Annotated in this window: 19 protein-coding genes; 12 read left to right on the top strand and 7 right to left on the bottom strand. The window is 44.0% G+C overall.

The window, feature by feature from the left end:
* Positions 1–2: 2 nt before the first annotated feature.
* The 6 genes from nhaD to SNR28_RS08990 form a co-directional block, all read right to left on the bottom strand.
* On the bottom strand, positions 3–1,445 hold the full coding sequence (gene nhaD, locus SNR28_RS09015; RefSeq protein WP_375748875.1) for a sodium:proton antiporter NhaD: 1,443 nt from the start codon (positions 1,443–1,445) through the stop codon (positions 3–5).
* Between the two features lie 163 nt (positions 1,446–1,608).
* Positions 1,609–2,631 carry a GGDEF domain-containing protein gene (locus SNR28_RS09010; RefSeq protein ID WP_375748874.1) on the bottom strand — a complete coding sequence of 341 codons (1,023 nt, stop codon included), beginning with the start codon at positions 2,629–2,631 and terminating at the stop codon, positions 1,609–1,611.
* Positions 2,632–2,907: 276 nt separating this feature from the next.
* Positions 2,908–4,038, bottom strand: coding sequence for an HlyD family secretion protein (locus tag SNR28_RS09005; RefSeq protein WP_375748873.1), 1,131 nt, complete (start codon positions 4,036–4,038; stop codon positions 2,908–2,910).
* A complete protein-coding gene (locus SNR28_RS09000; protein WP_375748872.1) occupies positions 4,038–4,433 on the bottom strand; it encodes a DUF3302 domain-containing protein in 396 nt (131 codons plus the stop codon). Before SNR28_RS09000 ends, SNR28_RS09005 begins: the two co-directional genes overlap by 1 nt.
* 104 nt (positions 4,434–4,537) lie before the next feature.
* Complete coding sequence (locus SNR28_RS08995; protein WP_375748871.1) at positions 4,538–6,451, bottom strand: monovalent cation:proton antiporter-2 (CPA2) family protein; 1,914 nt, start codon at positions 6,449–6,451, stop codon at positions 4,538–4,540.
* Positions 6,448–7,065 (bottom strand): NAD(P)H-dependent oxidoreductase, encoded by a 618-nt coding sequence (locus SNR28_RS08990; RefSeq protein WP_375748870.1) that lies wholly within the window; start codon positions 7,063–7,065, stop codon positions 6,448–6,450. Before SNR28_RS08990 ends, SNR28_RS08995 begins: the two co-directional genes overlap by 4 nt.
* Before the next feature lie 181 nt (positions 7,066–7,246).
* Here SNR28_RS08990 and SNR28_RS08985 point away from each other — a divergent pair, with 181 nt between their 5' ends.
* The 4 genes from SNR28_RS08985 (at position 7,247) to SNR28_RS08970 (ending at position 10,773) form a co-directional block, all read left to right on the top strand.
* Positions 7,247–8,101, top strand: coding sequence for a patatin family protein (locus SNR28_RS08985; protein ID WP_375748869.1), 855 nt, complete (start codon positions 7,247–7,249; stop codon positions 8,099–8,101).
* Between the two features lie 204 nt (positions 8,102–8,305).
* Positions 8,306–8,794: a TadE/TadG family type IV pilus assembly protein gene (locus SNR28_RS08980; RefSeq protein ID WP_375748868.1), complete on the top strand. Its 489-nt coding sequence runs from the start codon at positions 8,306–8,308 to the stop codon at positions 8,792–8,794.
* 11 nt (positions 8,795–8,805) lie between these two features.
* Positions 8,806–9,363 carry a TadE/TadG family type IV pilus assembly protein gene (locus tag SNR28_RS08975; protein WP_375748867.1) on the top strand — a complete coding sequence of 186 codons (558 nt, stop codon included), beginning with the start codon at positions 8,806–8,808 and terminating at the stop codon, positions 9,361–9,363.
* Between the two features lie 9 nt (positions 9,364–9,372).
* Entirely contained in the window at positions 9,373–10,773 is a 1,401-nt protein-coding gene (locus SNR28_RS08970) for a VWA domain-containing protein (protein WP_375748866.1), read from the top strand.
* 4 nt (positions 10,774–10,777) lie between these two features.
* Here the strand turns inward: SNR28_RS08970 and ulaR are convergent, their stop codons facing one another.
* Positions 10,778–11,536, bottom strand: a complete 759-nt coding sequence (gene ulaR / locus SNR28_RS08965) for an HTH-type transcriptional regulator UlaR (protein WP_375748865.1) — start codon at positions 11,534–11,536, stop codon at positions 10,778–10,780.
* Positions 11,537–11,959: 423 nt separating this feature from the next.
* Between ulaR and SNR28_RS08960 the strand changes: the two genes are divergently transcribed.
* From SNR28_RS08960 to SNR28_RS08925, 8 genes are all read left to right on the top strand, one after another.
* Positions 11,960–13,717: a PTS ascorbate-specific subunit IIBC gene (locus SNR28_RS08960; protein ID WP_375749924.1), complete on the top strand. Its 1,758-nt coding sequence runs from the start codon at positions 11,960–11,962 to the stop codon at positions 13,715–13,717.
* A 79-nt stretch (positions 13,718–13,796) separates the two neighbouring features.
* Positions 13,797–14,270, top strand: a complete 474-nt coding sequence (locus SNR28_RS08955; RefSeq protein WP_375748864.1) for a PTS sugar transporter subunit IIA — start codon at positions 13,797–13,799, stop codon at positions 14,268–14,270.
* 100 nt (positions 14,271–14,370) lie between these two features.
* Entirely contained in the window at positions 14,371–14,859 is a 489-nt protein-coding gene (locus tag SNR28_RS08950) for a MarR family winged helix-turn-helix transcriptional regulator (protein WP_375748863.1), read from the top strand.
* Between the two features lie 359 nt (positions 14,860–15,218).
* Positions 15,219–16,208 (top strand): ABC transporter substrate-binding protein, encoded by a 990-nt coding sequence (locus SNR28_RS08945; protein ID WP_375748862.1) that lies wholly within the window; start codon positions 15,219–15,221, stop codon positions 16,206–16,208.
* A gap of 78 nt (positions 16,209–16,286) precedes the next feature.
* Positions 16,287–17,186, top strand: coding sequence for an ABC transporter permease (locus tag SNR28_RS08940; protein ID WP_375748861.1), 900 nt, complete (start codon positions 16,287–16,289; stop codon positions 17,184–17,186).
* Complete coding sequence (locus tag SNR28_RS08935; RefSeq protein ID WP_375748860.1) at positions 17,179–18,441, top strand: glycine betaine/L-proline ABC transporter ATP-binding protein; 1,263 nt, start codon at positions 17,179–17,181, stop codon at positions 18,439–18,441. Before SNR28_RS08940 ends, SNR28_RS08935 begins: the two co-directional genes overlap by 8 nt.
* Positions 18,442–18,518: 77 nt before the next feature.
* Positions 18,519–19,604 carry an alcohol dehydrogenase family protein gene (locus tag SNR28_RS08930; protein WP_375748859.1) on the top strand — a complete coding sequence of 362 codons (1,086 nt, stop codon included), beginning with the start codon at positions 18,519–18,521 and terminating at the stop codon, positions 19,602–19,604.
* Positions 19,597–19,800, top strand: coding sequence for a hypothetical protein (locus SNR28_RS08925; RefSeq protein ID WP_375748858.1), 204 nt, complete (start codon positions 19,597–19,599; stop codon positions 19,798–19,800). Before SNR28_RS08930 ends, SNR28_RS08925 begins: the two co-directional genes overlap by 8 nt.
* Positions 19,801–19,865 lie beyond the last annotated feature (65 nt).

The following is a 19,865-nucleotide window of genomic DNA, read 5'->3' as shown; positions in this document are numbered from 1 at the left end:
TTTTAATAGAACAGCTCGTAATTCAGCATTAAATGTATGCCAATACTGATAGCGTATCCAATCGCTATCACTGGCATCCATTTGAGGTGACCGAAGAAGGTATACTTACCGTGAGCAGCCCCCATTAACGCCACACCTGCCGCAGAGCCGATAGAAAGCAGGCTACCGCCTACACCTGCTGTTAAAGTAACAAGCAGCCAGTTACCCATCGACATTTCAGGGTTCATGGTCAGTACAGCAAACATAACAGGAATGTTATCGACAATCGCCGACAGGATACCCACCATCACATTCGCCCAAATAGGGTCCCATTGGTTGTACATGATGTCAGAAACCAGTTCCAGATAGCCAAGCAGGCTAAGTCCGCCAACACACATTACAACACCGTAGAAGAAGAGAAGGGTGTCCCACTCGGCATGTGAAACTCTCTTAAATACATCAAACGGGATAATAGAACCTAGACGCTTAAGTGCGGCTTCATCATGAGCTGCAATCGCTTTGGCTCGCTTCTTGGCAATTGAGGCAGGCAGAGTTTTGCGCAGGAAAAATCCAAAAATCTGTAAATATGCCAAGCCTGTCATCATGCCTATCACGGGTGGGAAGTGGAAAAGACCATGAAAACAGACCGCGGTAGCAATAGTCAGGATAAATAACCCTGCGATTCGTTTACCACCGCGTTTCAATTCCACGTGTTCGTGAATAACTTCCGGCTTATCGTTTGGAATAAAGAACGACATAATCAGCGCAGGAACCAGATAGTTCACGACAGAAGGAAGAAACAGAGCCAGAAACTGAGTAAACTCGACAATACCAGCCTGCCAAACCATCAGAGTCGTGATATCTCCAAATGGACTGAAAGCACCACCGGCATTGGCGGCTACAACAATGTTGATACAGGCCAACCCAATAAATTTGTCATTGTTACCACCGACTTTAAGTACAACAGCGCACATAAGCAAAGCGGTGGTTAAGTTATCGGCAATAGGGGAGATGAAAAATGAGAGAATACCGGTTAACCAAAATAGGATTCTGAAATCGAAACCCTTTCCGACCATCCATGCACGGAGGCAGTCGAACAATCTTCGTTCTTCCATGGCGTTAATGTAAGTCATGGCGACGAGCAAAAACAAAAGTAGTTCAGCGTATTCAAGAAGGTTGTGCTCTATTGCTGCCTGGGCAATTTCTGTTTTACCGTGGGCCTGATAAACAAAGCCGATCATTATCCAGATAATACCCGCTGCCAGTAAGACAGGCTTAGATTTTTTAAGCTGAAGAAATTCTTCGCCCATAACCAGAGCGTAAGCGATAACAAATACAATAAGGCATGCATACCCAACGGTTGAGGTGGTCAGCCCTTCTATGGGCAGGCCTGCTGAGGTGGATGCGAATGCGGTTCCTGGTAAGAGACTAAACAAGAAAACAAAAAGTAAGCTTTTTATTGCCATGGATGTTCTCGGCTCCTTTTCTAGTGAAAGTTACCGAAAGTTTAGTCAAACAATTAAAATTAGAGCGGAAAGAAGGGGTTAGTTTTTCTGAATTTTTTACTATTTATGATCCAGCGCGCGATTTTACACGCTGGATCTGTTTTGAAATCTATTGTTAGTGAAATTACACAGGTAGGACGCGGTTTCTGCCAAGACTCTTAGCTTTGTAAAGCTGCTGATCGGCATTATCAATGAGTGAAATTGGGCTCTCTCCTGGTTTGTACTCTGCAACACCAAATGACGCTGAAATATTACCAACGGCTTCGCCAGTTCGCTTGTCTTTTACGGTAATTTTCTCAATGGATCGTCTCACTTGTTCTGCAAATTGCCTTGCGATTCTGAGAGACTTATTTGGCACTAGCAGTGCGAACTCTTCACCACCATATCGATATGCAGCAATCCCATCCCGGCAGTTGATTTGTAGTCGACGGGCGATAGCCTTAATCACCATATCACCGAAAACATGTCCATACTTGTCGTTTAGATCTTTAAATCTGTCGATATCTACCAGGATCAAGCACAGAGGCTGAGACTCTTCCGTGTTACAGAAGGAAGCGATATCTTTATCGAAAGCACCTCTATTGAGTAAGCTGGACAAGCTATCGTAAAGCGCGTCTTTTTGTACTTCTTCAAGCTGCTTTTTTAAGTTCGCGATTTCTTTACTAGCCGTATTAAGCTGGCTATTGAAGTTGTGGGTGGACTCCCTGATTTCGCGAGTTTCAGCAACGAAGTCCTTGAGCATACCCATGACTTCATCGAAAGTAATGCCTTCTCGATCAATGTTTTCAAGAGTTTCGAAGCTCTTATTGATCATACTTTCAAACGAGCTTGTATCTTCCATCGTATCTTTCATCGACTGGAAGACTTCGTTTATCAATATCTCAAGATTAGACTTCAACTCCTGAACATCAGCTTCAGTTTGGCTCGCTATGTATCTCTTATACAGAGTTTCATTATGGCTTGGGAGGCACAGGCCATATTCATCAATAATCCCATCAAGCTCTTCATTTAAAGCTGGTTGGGTTTGATCAACATAGGTATACCATAACGCATAGTTTGTCGGAGTCGTTGGCACCTGATTCTTTATCATCAGCGGAACAGCTTTTCTCAGGTTTTCTGTCGCCTTCTGGAATTCTTCTTTGCTCATTTATGACTAGACTTATTCATCTCATTGGGACGCTATAAGGTAATGGTAGCGAATTTTTGTCAGAGTTTCCTATAGATAATCAAATAAAATGCATATTTGCTGTTTATTTTTTATTGTCAACGTATAGGAGTGGGGTATTCACCTTCTTTTTGTGGCAGAGCTAAAATTTATGGTTATAAGTGAGTGAGTTAAGTTGGCCACTATGGAGTGCATTATATAACGAAAAATCCGCCCGAGAGCGGATTTTAGGTTTAGTAGTTGTGAGTCAATTTGAACTTAATGATCTAGATAGAGATAGTTTTGCCAGCTCTTCATTCGAATCAGTATTTTCCTCATGATCGCAACATGGTGGAAGTGATCAGAGTAAACCGCGATTTCTGCGGCACTACCCAGTGGGAGGTTATACTCACCCATATCATCTTCGATGATCATTTTAACCATGATTCGACCACTGGTGTTGATGGCAGCAGTTCCAAGCAGTGCTCCTCTGGCCTGAATCTGGCCTTCCGCAATGGCGGGAATCATTTCAACAATTTCACCTTTGAAAGTTTTCCCTGGCAAAGCGCGGAATATAAATTCTGCTTCGTATCCAGGCTTTAATCGTTGGGAAGAGTTTTGTCTGAAAGCACCAACGAAGTAGCGCTCCTGGGTATGAACAAACGTCATTACGGGCGAAAACGGAAGTGGTACAGACATCATGCCTGGCCTGAGAGCTAAATGGCTGACATAGCCATCAGATGGCGCTCTTACCACCGTTTCATCCAATTTAAACTGTGCCTGTTCCAGTTGGGCTCTTGCACTGGCAACCGCAGTGTTTTCACCGTTGATTTCTGATTCATAAGCCAGTTTCGATTGGTTCTCCCTTGCTTTAGCTGCGGTATATTCAGCTTCCGCTGCTTTGAATTTCTGTCTGGCTGAATCGGCTTGTTGCTCTGTAAACGCGCCTTTCTTTAACCCTCTTTCGTATCGGTCAGCATCACGTTTCGCAATGTCTCTTGCAGCCTGAGCTTCTATGCTGGTGGCTTTAGCTGCGTTATAAACAGCTTCCAATTCCAGAACGGCTTGCTCTGCTTTTGCAAGTTGTGCCTGTTTATTTACTACGTCCGCTGCAAACGGAGTCGGATCGATTCGGAACAGAACATCACCCTCTCTAAGCGGTTGGTTGGCCTCAACGTTAACTTCAATAACTTTGCCACGTACGCTTGGAACAATTGGTGTAGTGTTAAAAACCTGCCCACCTATCTGAGTAAAAGGATGGTTGTAGTTCATTAGAAGAACAAGCGTAGACACAAGTACAATGCCGCCTAATACCGCTGTTGGAACCGTCCACTTGTTGAGGGGGATATTAAAAATCTTAAATACAGCAATACACAAAGCGGCATAAGTGAGTATTAATAGTAGATCCATTACTTTTCCTCCTCTTTATTCAATGCTTCTTCGACTACGGGAGGTTCAGGTATAGGTTGAGGTTGATTTTTTAGCTTATCAACCTCTTGCTGAAGGCTTCGTACCTGATCATTTAGCATATTGAGCTGATGGTGAAGATCTTGCTGTTCCGCCTGTATTTTATTGAATCCCCATCCGCGATCATCTCGCCAGAGAGTTGCCCAGATCCATAAAAAAGGCCAAATAGCGTGAAGGGTGAATAGGCTCACCCAGCCAGAGTAGTGGATGGCATCCTGATGAGGGTGGTTTCGCTCCTTCGCTATCTCATAGGGAATATCGTGAATCACTATAATCCCATAGAAGATAACCAGAGCAACGAAAATAAGAAGTATTAGTGCAAGGTAGTCTAAAAACATCAGCGCGTCCTGTTAACTGATTAAAATATAGATATTTTTTACATCCTAGTACTTTCTTATTCTAGTAGGTTGCCCTTGTTTGACAAATACGACGCTGCTCCAATTTATTCTGAAAACTTGTCCGCATACCCTTTTGGAGGTGGTGTCCATTCACGTTCAGCCATGGAATGAATTCCGCGCTTATCAGAGCCCATCGCTTCACGGATGTGGTTTTCCAGATGGATAAACAGTTTACGATAATTGTTGTCGTATCTTTCTTCTTCTGAGCCACCGGCCCATGCTTCGTAAAGCATATCGGATTTCGCATCTTCGACGTTTTTATAAGCCACTTTTTGCTGCTCAACGTGGAAGGGGTGCATACCGACCTCTTTCATCGTATGGACGCCAAGTTCCAGAGAGGTATGGTAGGTTTCAGACTCAATAATATCTGCTCCGGCTCTACGTAGCAGGTAGCCATGGCCCCTATCGAAAGCACGGGCAATAATTTTCACATGAGGGTAAGTATGTTTGACATACTTCACCAGCTCTACGCTCGATTCTGTATTGTCTATGGCGACAACAAGAGCTGCTGCATGTTCAATTCCTGCCGTATGCAACAGGTCTGGTTTTGTCGCATCTCCATAATAGGTTTTGGTGCCTATCTGACGCAGCGTATCGACTTGATCCGATTTATGGTCCAGAACAACAGTCTTCACGCCATTGGCGACAAGCATACGGTTGATGATTTGTCCGACCCGTCCTACACCCGCAATAATGACAGTGCCAGTCTCTTCAATATCGTCGTGCTCTCGATCATTTGAGGCCTTTTCAAAGCGCGGCTTAATTACCTTATCAAATATGATAAACAGAGCGGGTGTCAGGAACATAGAAAGTGCAACGACCAATGAAAGGGTCTGAGCAATGTCTGTTGGAAGCACATGATTGGCTACTGCGAAAGAAAGCAAAACAAACCCAAACTCACCTGCTTGCGCCAGGCTTAGTGTTAATAGCCAGCGATCACTTCCTTTTACTCTGAAGACCAAAGCCAAAATAAACAGGATAATTGCTTTCAGAGCAATAACGCCGAATGTAAGGGACAGGATGGTCACCAGATCGTTCGCCAGTATTGAGAAATCTATTCCTGCACCAACAGTGATAAAGAACAGGCCTAGCAATAGCCCTTTGAATGGGTCAATGTTTGATTCCAGCTCGTGCCGGAACTCACTGTTTGCTAATACAACACCAGCAAGGAAGGTCCCAAGTGCCGGGGAGAGACCAACAAGGCTCATTAGTGCCGCGATACCAATGACTAACATAAGAGCAGTGGCTGTAAATATTTCGCGAAGTCCGGATTTAGCAACAAATCGGAACAATGGACGGCTAAGGAAGTGACCACCCACGACGACGACGGCAATGGAGACAACGATAACCAAAGCGTATGCCCAACCCGGAAGTCCGGCGACAAGGCTGAGTTCATCGTGGTGTTCTGCCACATCTGCCAGTGCACTGGCTTGTTCTACCAACTCTGGCAACGCCAGCAAAGGAATGAATGCCAGCATAGGGATAACCGCTATGTCCTGAAACAGAAGAATCGAGAAGGCACTCTTAGCTCCATCGGTTCTGTTTAAACCTTTTTCATTAAAGGTTTGTAGAACGATAGCCGTTGAGGAAAGCGAGAAAATCAGGCCAATTGTTAGCGCAATTGTCCAGGATTGACCGAAGAACATTGCGATCGCCATCGCAGCAGCGGCTGTTCCGGCAACCTGTAATCCACCGAGTCCGATAAGCTTGTTCCTCATCGACCACAGCATTTTAGGTTCTAACTCCAGCCCCACCAAAAATAGCATCATAACGACGCCAAACTCAGCAAAGTGCTGGATAGTGGTTGTCTCTTCTCCCACCAATCCAATAACCGGACCGATGACAACACCCGCAATCAGGTAACCAAGCACAGAGCCCAGACCTAATCTCTTGGCGATAGGCACTGTGATAACTGCGGCAACGAGGTAGATAAATGCCTGTAGAAAAATGCCTGTCATGATGTTTCTCCTACAATAACCTTGTCTAGATTCTGGCTCAATTTATCGATATCTTTCGCTAGTTCGAGGTTTACCTTGTCTTCAGTGAGAGCAGTAAGCAGCCTCTTCCAGTTTTCGGTATGGGTTTCGATTCTTCCTTCTTCTAGTGCTGTTCTCGAACCAAACAATGCGTATGGAGAGAGGTAACTCATACCAGCCATAGTTGCCATCTGTTCAATCGGCTGAAGCAGCTCCTGAATAGTGTAGTGGTTGTAGCCATCCGTTTGATAAGCGTCTTCTTTACCCCCTGCGGTCAGTGCACACATAAAGGTTTTTCCATGAAGGGCCTTTCCATCGTGACCGTATGCAAAGCCATACTCCAGAACGAGATCCTGCCACTCTTTTAAAATCGCGGGTGTGGAGTACCAGTAAAGCGGAAACTGGAAAACAATGACGTCATGATCCAGTAGCCTCTGCTGTTCTTTAGAAATATTGATATTAAAAGTTGGGTATTCAGCGTACAGGTCGACAGCGGTAACGCCCTCAATCTCTTTGGCTGCATCAAATAACGGACTGTTGGCTTCTGAACGATGTTGGGAAGGGTGTGCAAAAAGTAACAGGATTTTTTTGTTCATTAAGGTTCCCTGACGTGGATGACGTATTGTTTAAGATAATGGCATATGTGTAATAAAGCAGCTACTCCAAATTAATTGAATCATTTTATATTTTTTCAAGATAATGGCATCCGAAAGTGACGCTTTTTCAATATGCTATACTACTTAGCTAATTACTCTAATAATGATGCGTTAGGAAAGTATGCGTAAGGAAGATCAACGTCTGTACGAAGGTAAGCACGCGCTAGTGGTTGAAGGTGGTGCGATGCGAGGTATTTTCGCGGCAGGAGCTTTGGATCAGTTTATAGATAGTGGACATCGACCATTTGATTTTAGTATCGGAGTTTCAGCTGGCTCGACGAATCTGGCTGCATGGCTGGCAAATCAAAGAGGCCGGACAAAAGAGGTCATTATTGACTATTCTTGTCGACCGGAGTTTATCGACTTTCTCAGGTTCGCCAAAGGCGGGCACTGGCTGGAACTGGACTGGTTGTGGGACATTTTGTCTGTAGAGTACCCATTGGATTTGGAAGCCTTTGAGCAGCAATCTATTCCTTTGTATATCGCAACGACGTTAGTCAAGACTGGTGAAGCAGAGTACATAAAAGGGACTGCTGACAACTTGGAACTGGTGTTAAAAGCATCGTGTTCTGTTCCTATGGCTTATCGTGACTATCCTGCTGTTGATGGCGAACCTATGACAGATGGTGGCGTAGCGGATTCTATTCCTGTGATCAAAGCTTACGAGATGGGCGCTAACGAAATCACTGTGATTTTGTCTCAAACACATGGTTATCGAAAACGTGCACCCAAGGCCCCATGGGTGATTAGACGCTTATTGAAGCGAACTCCACGATTAGCTGAGGCGATGATTCGCCGGGCAGTCAGCTACAATAAGGCGATAGATTTTATAGAGAATCCACCAGCGGATTGCAAAATTAACATCATCGCTCCTGAGCAGAGTTTCGCGGTCGGTCGACTCACAACCGATCAGGAAAAACTCAATGCTGGCTACGAGATGGGTTATCAGGCAGCATACCTTTTGGTTAATAAATAACTAAGATTCACTTCTATTCTTTATTCACTGGCTCATTTCGGGCTAGTAAATTCATGATTATTTGCATATCTAGTGCCATATTGAGCTTTGTATTATTACAGTGATTTATAATATGATGCTGGTTCATATATTAGAGCAAATACTTTGCTGTAGCACGCGAGTTGGTTATTTAATGTACAAAGAATAACCAGAATGGTGCTGATCATGCAGCGAACCAAGAATACAAAAAGTTGGCGTCTCAACAGTTGGCATCTCAACAATAGAGGAAGCTCTGTTGTTGAGTTTGCTATGGTGAATGTCGTGTTGATGTTGTTGATCTTCACGATTATTGACTTTGGTATTTTTGGCTACGTTAAGTTAACTATGCAGCATGCTGTGCGTGAAGGAGCCAGATACGCGATCACTGGGGGAAGTGATTTGGATCCTGAAAGCAGCGGCAACAGAGAAGCCGCTGTACTCGCAAAGATTTCGGCCACGTCTGATGGACTTTTTTCAAAAGTGATTGATGTGAATGATGTTCGGGTAGAAGACGCTACCGGTAAGCCAATCTCTGGCTTTGGTGCAGCAGGCGACATGATAGCAATACATCTGGATTGCGAATGGCCAACAACAAGTCCTTTCATATTTCCATTACTGGATGAAGGTAAATACAAGTTTACTGTTAGTGCCGCAATGAAAAACGAGGCATTTTAGGGGGATATGGTATGAAGCTTATTTCCCGTAATCACTTCAAACAAAAGGGCCTGGCCTCCGTTGAGCTTACAATGGTGATCTCAATATTGTTGATGCTCTCAGCAGGCATATTTGAGCTAACCCGCATGATACAAGCGAGTATTATCGCGACCAGCATCAGCCGTGAAGGCGCTAACCTCATTTCAAGAAGCAGCACCGAAACACCGGAAGAGGTGATGGATCTTGTTGCCTCAACATCAAACCCGTTGAATCTAAATAGTGATGGCATTATCTATATGAGCCTCGTTGTTGGCCAGGATAATGATTTACCTTATTTAAGTCGTCAATATCGCTGGCAAAACTACGGCTACGATGCAGAAAGTGAAGTGTGGAGCGGTTGTCCCAGTTGGGATTATGAAGGGCAATGTCAGATATCGGGGGATTTACCTAAGTTGGCTGGTTTTCCTCTTAGTTTAGCTGCCGGAGAATCTGTCTATGTCGTTGAAGTGGTATACCGTCATCATCCCATCTTAAAGTTCAAAGGCTTGTTTGATAAAGCTCTGACTATCAGACAAGAAACTTATCTTTAGGGCTCACTGATGGCGAAATCAAGATTACATAAATCGAATTCAATACCTGGAAAAAATAAAGGTTTGGTTCTTATTCTGACTATTATGGCTTTACCCGTGCTTCTAATGATTACCGGTTTAGCGATTGATACTGGCAGAATATATCTGGTAAAGGCAAAGTTGTTTGCGGCTGTGGACGCTGCCGGTATAGCTGCTGCCAGAGCTGTAGCTAACGGAGAAGACGCAGCGAAGGCTGCTGCTTCGAAGTACTTTAATGTCAATTTCCCAACTGATTTTATGAAAAGTACCGCAGCACTCGCGACGCCTGTCTTTTCAAGCGATGAGTTTGGAAACATCACGATAGATGTGACTGGGTCAGCAACGATGCCGAATACCTTCCTTAGTATGTTCGGATATAAAAACTGGACAGTCTCGGCATTAGCACAAACGATCAGAAGGCCCGTTGACATTGTTCTTGTGGTGGACAACACCACGTCTCTCAAATCGGGTGTGATGGGCGATGTTACTCAAGACGTTGTGGATAGGTCAAAATCGTTTGTAAGCAACTTCCATGAAAGCTTCGATCGGTTGGCTCTGGTTAAGTTCGCCTATGGTGCTGAGGTTCCTGTGCCTTTTAATGACGCCAGAGGTTTTAACAAATCAACGGTGAAAAATGAAATCGACGCTTTTAGCTTTGGCGGCTATGGAACGACATACTATACCAATGCTTCTGAAGGGATGTATCGGGCTCTCGATGAAGTCAGGAATGTTCCAAACCCGGCAAGTCTGAAAGTGATTGTGTTTTTCACGGATGGTTCTCCAAATACTTTCGCGTCTGACTTTGAGTTTATGTACACCTCTAAATCTTATACTGGTTCTTTAAGGGCAGGAGGAAGCACCAGCGGCACACCGAGAGGTTTATGGAAGCATAAAAAAATTGCGGAAACGAAGGGTAGCAGCGCTTATAAAAGCAGTAATATTGATGACTACATCGAAGAGTTACCGGAGTATTACAATGCTCACGATGCTAGTGCCAATGAGTTTAAGGTGCTCAACCCGGATCATCCTCGCAGGCCCGTATATCAGTATGGTGCAAATACACACTCTGCAAACGATCTTTACAAGCGAATTAACCGAGTCGCCCGAAATTTGGTTGAGGATATGGCCGAAGCCGCAAGGAAAGAAGATATCTATGTTTTTACATTGGGCTTAGGTTCTTCGTTACAAACAACGACCGGACCAGATTATGAGATTGGGGAAGAAATGCTGCTGAGGATGGCTAATGACCCTAGCATGTTAAACAATGGACAGGTTGCCGGTGATTTTAAATCCGATCAATTACAGGGGCTGTATTGTCATGCCGTCAATGAGTACGCACTGGGCCCCTGTTTTGATCAGATGCTGGATATTATTATCCGCCTGACATTATAAGTATTTATACAAGCAGTACTTTCACACCTTTATCTTTCAACGCCTGAACCACCTTTTTGTCAGCGTCTTTGCCTGTGATGACGGTATCAATATTCGTTGGTGTACAGAACAGCATTCCGGTTCTCTGACCGACTTTGGAGCTATCCACAACCACCACGAGTTTGTCTACTTGCTCAAGCATTGTCTGTTCTGCAACAGCAGTAAGCATATCTGTTTTGTACAACCCCTGTTCTGTTAATCCTTTACCACTGGTAAACATCCAGTGACCAGCGTAAGCGCCAGAAAGCTCTGGAGTAGGGTTTAAGAAGATATTTTTTGATTTGTTGTACTGACCACCAGTGATAATCACACTTTCGTGGTCTTGCTCAATCAGGTAACTCGCCAAAGGGAAGTAGTTGGTAATGATTTTGACATCTTGACCACACAGTTCCTGACCTAACATAAATGCGGTGGAACCACAGTTAATGACGACGCTATCTCCCTTATTACAAAGTGCAGCTGCACGAATGGCAATGCTCGACTTCTCCTGGAAAAAAGTTGTGTTGTCCATGTTCAGCGGAGACCAGACAGGTGCTTTTTTCTGCTCAATCCGCTCTGCACCATTTCTTACCTTTATCAACTTACCTTGTTCATCCAGCTTAGTGAGATCGCGTCTGGCAGTAGCTGGTGAGACATTAAAGGTTTCGACAATAGTATTGACGCTAATGGAATGTCTCTCATCAAGTAGGGAGAGTATTCCGTTATGTCTTTGGGATTCGTTCATATTCTAATTCAACCGTCGTAGGGACAACATTTTATAATGGATTAAACCTCTGCTTTAGAGGGCTACACTTTCATCTTGTGATTATATCGTGATTCCTTTTGATTCTATAACGATACTAGGTTTCATGCTACAACTGGTTAATTGAAAAGAAGAAAAATATGAATTGAGTTTTATTTCAATATAACTTGCTGTTTTTGTTTGTATTAATCTGATTTATGAAATCTTTTTAAGTGAATTGTGATCTATCCTTTGATTTTAATCTCTAATCAAGAACAAACTTGATAGACATCAAAGGTGTCATAAATGTTCATTGATTGGCATGTGGTGATTGTTATGGTTACGGCCACCACAATTCCGGCGCGCTTTAAGAGGTAAAAGTTGGAGTTTATATACGACGCATTTTACGTTTTTTATACCCAGGTGATGACCAAGGCTCCTTTGCTGCTTGGGTTGGTCACGTTGATCGGGTACACCTTGTTGCGTCGTGATGCGACAACCATTGTTACTGGCACGATTAAAACCATTGTCGGCTTTATGTTGGTTCAGGTTGGTGCAGGAACGCTGGTTAGCAGCTTTAAGCCAATCATCGAAAAACTCTCCGAGTATCATGGCCTGACAGGCACGGTTATCGACCCTTACACCGCTATGATATCCACCATGGAAACTATGGGGGATAAGTACTCATGGGTAGGGTATGCCGTTCTTTTAGCACTCGCGATTAATGTTGTTCTGGTGCTATTTCGTCGATACACAGGCATCCGTACCATCATGCTTACTGGTCACATCATGTTCCAGCAAGCTGGCTTAATAGCGGTGTTTTATCTGATCCTTGGTGCATCTATGCTGGAAACCATTATCTATTCAGCAGTGATTATGGCGCTCTACTGGGGTATCTCTTCAAACATCATGTTTAAAGCCACCGAAGAGGTAACGGGTGGTGCTGGTTTTTCTATCGGGCATCAGCAGCAGTTCGCGTCCTGGATAGCCACAAAGGTCGCCCCTAAGCTAGGCGACAAAAAAGACAATGTTGATCAGATAGAGTTACCCAAATGGCTCCACATTTTTCACGACAGTATTGCCGCGACAGCTATTGTTATGACGGTGTTTTTCGGCATTATCTTGTTGTCGTTTGGACTGGATAACTTGCAGGCGATGGCCGGTACAACACATTGGAGCATATATATACTCGAAACCGGTCTTAAGTTCGCTGTTGCTATCCAGGTTATTGTTGCCGGTGTTCGCATGTTTGTAGCGGAGTTGTCAGAAGCATTTAAGGGGATTTCAGAGAAAGTGATTCCAAATGCCGTACCTGCTATCGATTGTGCGGCAATCTATGCTTTTTCCCCGAATGCTATGGTGTTTGGTTTTATGTGGGGCGCAATTGGTCAATTTACTGCAGTTCTTACCATGTTGGCCTTTGAAGCTCCGATTATGATTATTTCTGGCTTTATTCCGATGTTTTTCTCTAATGCAACAATCGGTGTATTTGCGAACCATTATGGTGGCTGGAAAGCCGTCATGAAGATCTGCTTTGTAATGGGTATTATCGAAGTCGTCGGGTCTGCCTGGGCGATACACCTTATCAATAATCAGGGTGTAGAGTTTACTGGCTGGATGGGAATGGCGGACTGGGCGCTAGTTTTCCCTCCAATATTTGCTGGTATCACTGCATCTAAGGCCTTCTTCTGGGTGTTAGTCGCAGCTTCAGGAGCTTATATGTATTTTGCATCTAAGCAGTTACGTGCCGAGGAAGACGCCGCTGTACTTAAAACTGCTCAGGTAGGTATTGATGAGAGTATTCATCACAAACTGGATATAAGGGCGGATGGCGAAAGGATAGAAACACCACAATCAGCTCCAGAAGTTGAGAACCTGAGACCAATATCGATACTCGCGGTATGTGGGAACGGACAAGGTTCTTCAATGATGATGAAAATGAAGATCAGCAATTACCTTAAGAAAAAAGGTATCCCCCACCAAATCGACTCTTGTGCGATTACGGACTACAAATCAAAAATAGAGTTCACCGACATTATTGTTTCTTCAAAGCACTTAGCCGGAGAAATGGAAGTCGGGGAGAACAAATATATTCTGGGTGTTCAGAATATGCTAAATCCAAATTCATTTGGTGAAGAGCTGCTGAGTTTGATAGAAGAAAGTGCAGCCTTCAGAAAAATTTAAGCACCATGCATTAAATAAACACACTTAAAACAACTATTAAAGTAAAAAGCGATTTAGCGCTTGTCGGAGATTTTCCCTTATGGAGTTTAAACAATCCCTTATTGATAATCAGTCAATACTGCTAGGACTAGAAACAGATAACTGGCGTGATGCCATAAAAGCCAGTACGGATATGCTTGAGGCGTCAGGAGCAGTTGAGCCTTCATACTATGAAGCTATCGTATCCAGCATCGATAAACTGGGGCCGTACATCTGCATTGCCCCTGACTTTGCAATGCCTCATGCTCGCCCGGAAGATGGGGTAAACAAAACAGCATTTGCGTTAGTGACACTTGCCAAGCCACTCGATATTGAAGGTGAACAGGTGAAAGTGATGATTACACTTGCGGGTAGTTCGTCAGACGAACATATGGAAGGATTGATGCAAGTTACTCAGGTGTTGGATGACGAAGAGAGTGAGACTGGAGTTAATGTTGATAAGTTGCTCGAATGCAAAACCAACGAAGAAGTTTATGCGGTAATTGATAAGGCTCTTGCGGAGTCAGATTACTAATCCTCTCATTTTTTATCAGAAACCCTTTTCAATTAGAGAGAAGTCAGTTAGTTTCCTGAAATCTATAATCTGTGTGTATTTTCTTTCGGAGTTTAATGAATTGGAAAAACATGAAGAAGTGCTGATTTCTCTCAGACAAATTATTCGTGCGATTGATCTGCACTCTAAAAAACTCAGTAAAGAAGCTGGTTTAACGGGGCCACAGCTTATCCTGATGCGTTCAATCAGAGAGCTGGGGCAAGTTACGATCAGACAGTTATCCAGTCATACAAATATGAGCCCCGCAACCGCGACAACGATTCTGGATCGATTAGAGCGCAGCGGCTTAGTTGAGCGGATAAGAAGCACCACAGATAAACGAAAAGTACATGCCAACCTGACAGAAAAGGGAATCGAAGTACTCAACTCCGCGCCACTTCCACTGCAAGAGAATTTCATCAACAAATTTCAGAGTCTGGAAGATTGGGAGCAGAGCCTTATGCTTTCCTCTGTACAGCGTATTGCCAACATGATGAACGCAGAATCTTATGATGCAGCGCCTGTACTAGAGCTAGGAAGCATTACAGATCCCGCAGAGACACCAAAGTAAGTACAACTTACGTATCCATATCAAATCACAATGGTAAAGCCCGCATCCTAACGGATTGCGGGCTTTTTCATCTTGTCAGAATTTTTATCTCAATAAATGGTTAGAGTAGTAACGATATTGTTTGAAAGGTAGCCGACAGAATAAGCAAATAAGAAATATGGATATGTAAAAAAATTGGTTGGAAAAGGTAATTTTGTGAGCGTAAAGAGCAAAGAACAGCAGTGCTATCAGTGAGTTATTAACGAAATGTTAAATGTAGATCTGAATTTAGATATAACTCTAATAATTTGAGTTCTAACTATATGTTGTGTATTCTGAAAAAGAATCAAGGACACATATAAGTAAATAAAGGACTTAATATGAAATGGAAATTGGCCACAGTTACACTACTTTCCAGCGTGGCAATGCAAGCACAGGCAAGTGAGTGTGGGGAAGTGACCATCGCAGATATGAACTGGAACTCTGCTAGTTTAATTGCGAACATCGACCAATTCATTCTGGAACATGGCTATGGATGTGATGCCGAACTTGTTCCGGGTGATACCATGCCAACAAGTACATCAATGATTGAAAAAGGTCAGCCAGACATCGCTCCGGAGATCTGGACCAACTCGGTTAAAGATGCCATTGAGAACGGTATCGCAGAGGGCCGACTTGTAAATGCTGGTTATTCACTAGTAGATGGTGGTGAAGAGGGTTTCTGGGTACCTGCCTACCTTGTTAAGAAGTATCCGGAGCTGAGCACCATCGAAGGCGTTAAAAAACACGCGAAACTCTTTAAACACCCTGAAGATCCTGATGCATCAGCGTTCTACGGCTGTCCAGCTGGTTGGGGTTGTCAAATCTCAGGTGGTAACCTGTTTAACGCTCTGGATCTAGATGATGCTGGTTTTGAACTGGTTGATCCAGGTTCAGGTGCTGGCCTATCAGGTTCTATCGCGAAAGCATATGAGCGTATGGAAGGATGGTTTGGTTACTACTGGGCTCCGACCGCTATTCTAGGTAAATACGAGATGGTGAAAGTAGACTTCGGCAGCGGTGTTGATAAAGACGAGTTCTTGAGCTGTACAACTGTTGAAGGCTGTGAAAACCCTAAACCAACAATGTACCCACCATCACCGGTTAGTACTGTTGTTGCTGCTGAATTCTCGACCTCAAACCCTGAGGTTATGGAGTATCTATCCAAGCGAGGCTTTAAAAATGCTGATATGAACAAGCTGCTAGCGTGGATGGAAGATGAGCAAGCAAATGCGGAAGAAGCTATGTTTTACTTTATGGAAAACTATCCAGAAGTGTGGAAAGCGTGGATTCCTGCAGCAGCAGCTGAAAAAGTTGCTTCAGAACTATAATTAGCCGTGTATTTATGCGGTGCATACTAAAAAGAGTAACTTGAACTAAGTTACTCTTTACTTTTAAAGGAATAAACAATGGCCGATAGTAGTTGGTTGACCGAGTTCCCAGAGATGGATCGTTCAAGTTTGCGTGCTATTCGTAAAACTCTCGATGGAGCCTATAAAGATTTCTCCCGGGAATATGGCGACTTAATCGAATCCCTTTTTGACCCACTTCTTTCTTTTCTAATCTGGTTTGAAAAACTATTACTTAGCACCCCATGGTGGTTGGTATTAATTGCTCTTTCCGGACTTGTTTATGTTGCCAGTAAATCGGTGAAGCTTGCTGTAGCATGTGTCGTTTCCATGCTTTTGATTGGCTACTTTGGCATGTGGGAAGATACCATGCGTACCTTGAGTATCATCACGGTATGTACGCTCCTTGCCATTATTCTTGGCATCCCTATTGGTATCGCCATGGCACGTTCAAACCGTGTTCAGGCCGTGGTAACACCAATGTTGGATATCATGCAGACCATGCCAGCGTTTGTTTACCTGATCCCAGTGGTAATGCTTCTTGGTATCGGTAAGGTACCAGGGTTGATCGCCGTTATTATTTATGCGATCCCTCCGGTGATACGTTTGACCAATCTAGGCATAAGGCTGGTGGACAAAGAAGTTATGGAAGCCGCCACAGCATTTGGTGCAAGTAAGCGCCAAAGATTATTTGGCGTTCAGCTACCGCTGGCAATGCCAACCATTATGGCAGGTATTAACCAGACAATCATGATGGCGCTTTCTATGGTGGTTATCGCATCAATGATCGGTGTGAAAGGGCTGGGTCAGCCAGTTCTTAAATCTATCACCAACCAGTACTTTACACTTGGTCTTCTCAATGGTTTTGCAATTGTCGCTTTGGCTATCTTGATAGACCGAGCTACACAAGCATATGCGAAGCGTACTCAGGCACACTTGGGAGATCAGAAACATGACTAAACCACTAATAAAAATCTCAGGTCTTTACAAAGTATTTGGTCCCAAGCCACTGGATGTTTTACCCCTGGTTAAACAAGGTCTGAGTAAAGATGAAGTACTTGCCAAAACAGGTCATACCGTTGGTCTAAAAGACATCAACCTAGAGATCCAAAGAGGTGAAATATTCGTCATCATGGGACTTTCTGGCTCTGGTAAGTCGACCATGATTCGTCACTTCAACCGACTTATCGACCCGACTGCTGGTCAGATAGATGTTGAAGGAACAGATGTGATGCAGTATTCCATGCAAGAGTTGGAGCAATTTCGCCGACACAAAATGTCGATGGTGTTCCAGCGCTTTGGCTTATTCCCGCATCGCAAAGTAATCGAAAACGTCGCTTATGGCCTTGAAGTCCAGGGCATTGCAAAAGAAGCGCGTGTTAAGAAAGCGAACGAATGGTTGGAGACTGTAGGCCTTAAAGGTTACGAGGACCAATACCCTTCGCAGCTTTCAGGTGGTCAGCAGCAGCGTGTTGGTCTTGCTAGAGCGCTATGTACTGATGCGGAAATTCTACTTATGGATGAGGCGTTTTCTGCGCTGGATCCGCTTATCCGTAGTGAAATGCAAGATCAGTTGATAGAGCTTCAGGAGACACTTCATAAGACGATTATCTTCATCACACACGATTTGGATGAAGCTTTGCGTCTTGGTGACAGAATCGCGATATTGAAAGATGGTGAGCTAGTTCAGCAGGGTACACCAGATGATATCCTGCTTAACCCGGCCACTGATTATGTAGAAGCCTTTGTTAAAGATGTGAATCGTGCACGTGCGTTGACAGTAGAAACAGTAATGCAGAAACCTGCAATGCGAATCACAGCTACCACCATTGCTGAAGCGCTGAAGCAGATGAAGAAGACAGACCATGATTATGGTTATCATGTTACTGATGAAGGCTATCAAGGAATTATTACCGAGGAGAGCCTTGAAGAAGCTTCTGGTGGCGATGTTTCTGAGCCTATCCATGAAGATATTTATGAGGATGTTCCAACGGTTTCTCCTGACGTAGCAATTGAGGAAGTACTGACCGACAGTATCGCTTCTGATTACTCGTTACCTGTTATTGACGAAGAGGGTGAACTAAAAGGTACCCTGGAAAGAGAATCTGTTGCAGAGATATTCTCAGACAAGTCAGAGAGCTCAGATTCTGAAGAAGAGAACCAGGTAGAAGAGAGTAAAGCAGAAGATAGCAAAGAAAAAGAAGCCGCAAGTTAACACCACCAAAGGTCAGCCTTCATTGTTCATGGGGGCTGACCTCTTCTTAAAATAGTCACAAATCTGGATACTGAATCATGTCCCCTAAGTTTATGAAAGCCATTGTAACAACTGGAAACGGTGGTTATGACAAGCTCGTTTATAAAGACGTCCCGGTTCCTGATCTAAATGCTGGTGAGGTGCTGGTTAAGGTACTGGCCGCTGGGATGAATAATACGGAAATTAACACCCGTTTAGGCTGGTACTCGTCTTCCGTAACAGAGTCAACGAACCAAACATCTGATTCCAATGAGAAAGAACCAACTGAAAAAGCAGATGGTGGCTGGAACGAAAGCACACCATTCCCCTTTATTCAGGGCACTGATTGTTGTGGAGAAGTGGTTGCGGCGAATGATGCTAGTGGCACAGAACTTATAGGGAAGCGGGTGCTTCTGCGTCCATGTAATAGTGCAGACAATTATCAATCGTATGAAAATATCTGGATGGGTTCGGATTACGATGGCGCGTTTGCACAATACGTTAAAATTAAAGCCAGCGAAGCATTTCCGGTAGATTGTGACTGGAGTGATGCTGAACTGGGTACTATCCCGTGTGCTTACGGTACTTCGGAGAACATGCTACACAGAGCTGATCTTAAACAAGGTGAAACGGTGCTAATTGCCGGAGCTTCTGGTGGTGTAGGTTCTGCAACGGTTCAGCTGGCTAAGCGCAGAGGCGCAAAAATAATTGCTATCGCAAGCAAAGATAAACAGGCCGAGGTAGAAAAGCTAGGTGCCGATGTGCTTCTGGATCGTAATGACGATCTGGTTAAGCTACTCGGAGAAAAGTCTGTTGATCTTGTGGTTGATAACGTTGGTGGTGAAGCCTTCCCAGCTATGCTGAAAGTGCTTAAACGAGGTGGTCGATTGGTATCATCCGGGGCAATTGCAGGGCCTGTTGTTGATCTCGATATGCGAGACATGTACCTGAAAGATATTCGCCTTATTGGAACTACAGCGTGGGATGAGCCTGTATTTCAAAACTTAATAAGTTATATCCAGAAGGGTGAAATTCAGCCAGCTCTTGCAAAGACTTTCCCACTTCAATCGATCGTTGAAGCTCAAAAAGAGTTTGTTCTAAAGAAGCATGTCGGTAAGTTCGTGCTGATCCCTGAACATGAGTAACAGTTGGTATACCTTACCCTACGTAGTAATAGTTATCATTCTTAAGGGTTTGGTGGGGAGTGAACTCTGTAGTGATGTAAGTAGCTGGCTGATTGTCTTCACACTGCTCTATGTTGGTCGACTCGCGTTTCTCTATCCATATATCGGACAGGTAAAAGCAAAGTGTGCTGTTGAGCCTGCTGAAGTACCTGCCTAGTTCCCAAATAGCTCCAAAGCCTAAATAGGTGGCCGTTCAGCCACCTATTTGCACTTTAAAACAAT

The sequence above is a fragment of the Vibrio iocasae genome (assembly GCF_042245395.1).
In the GTDB taxonomy this organism is placed as follows: Bacteria; Pseudomonadota; Gammaproteobacteria; order Enterobacterales; family Vibrionaceae; genus Vibrio; species Vibrio iocasae.
This window is presented reverse-complemented; position numbering and strand designations above follow the sequence as displayed.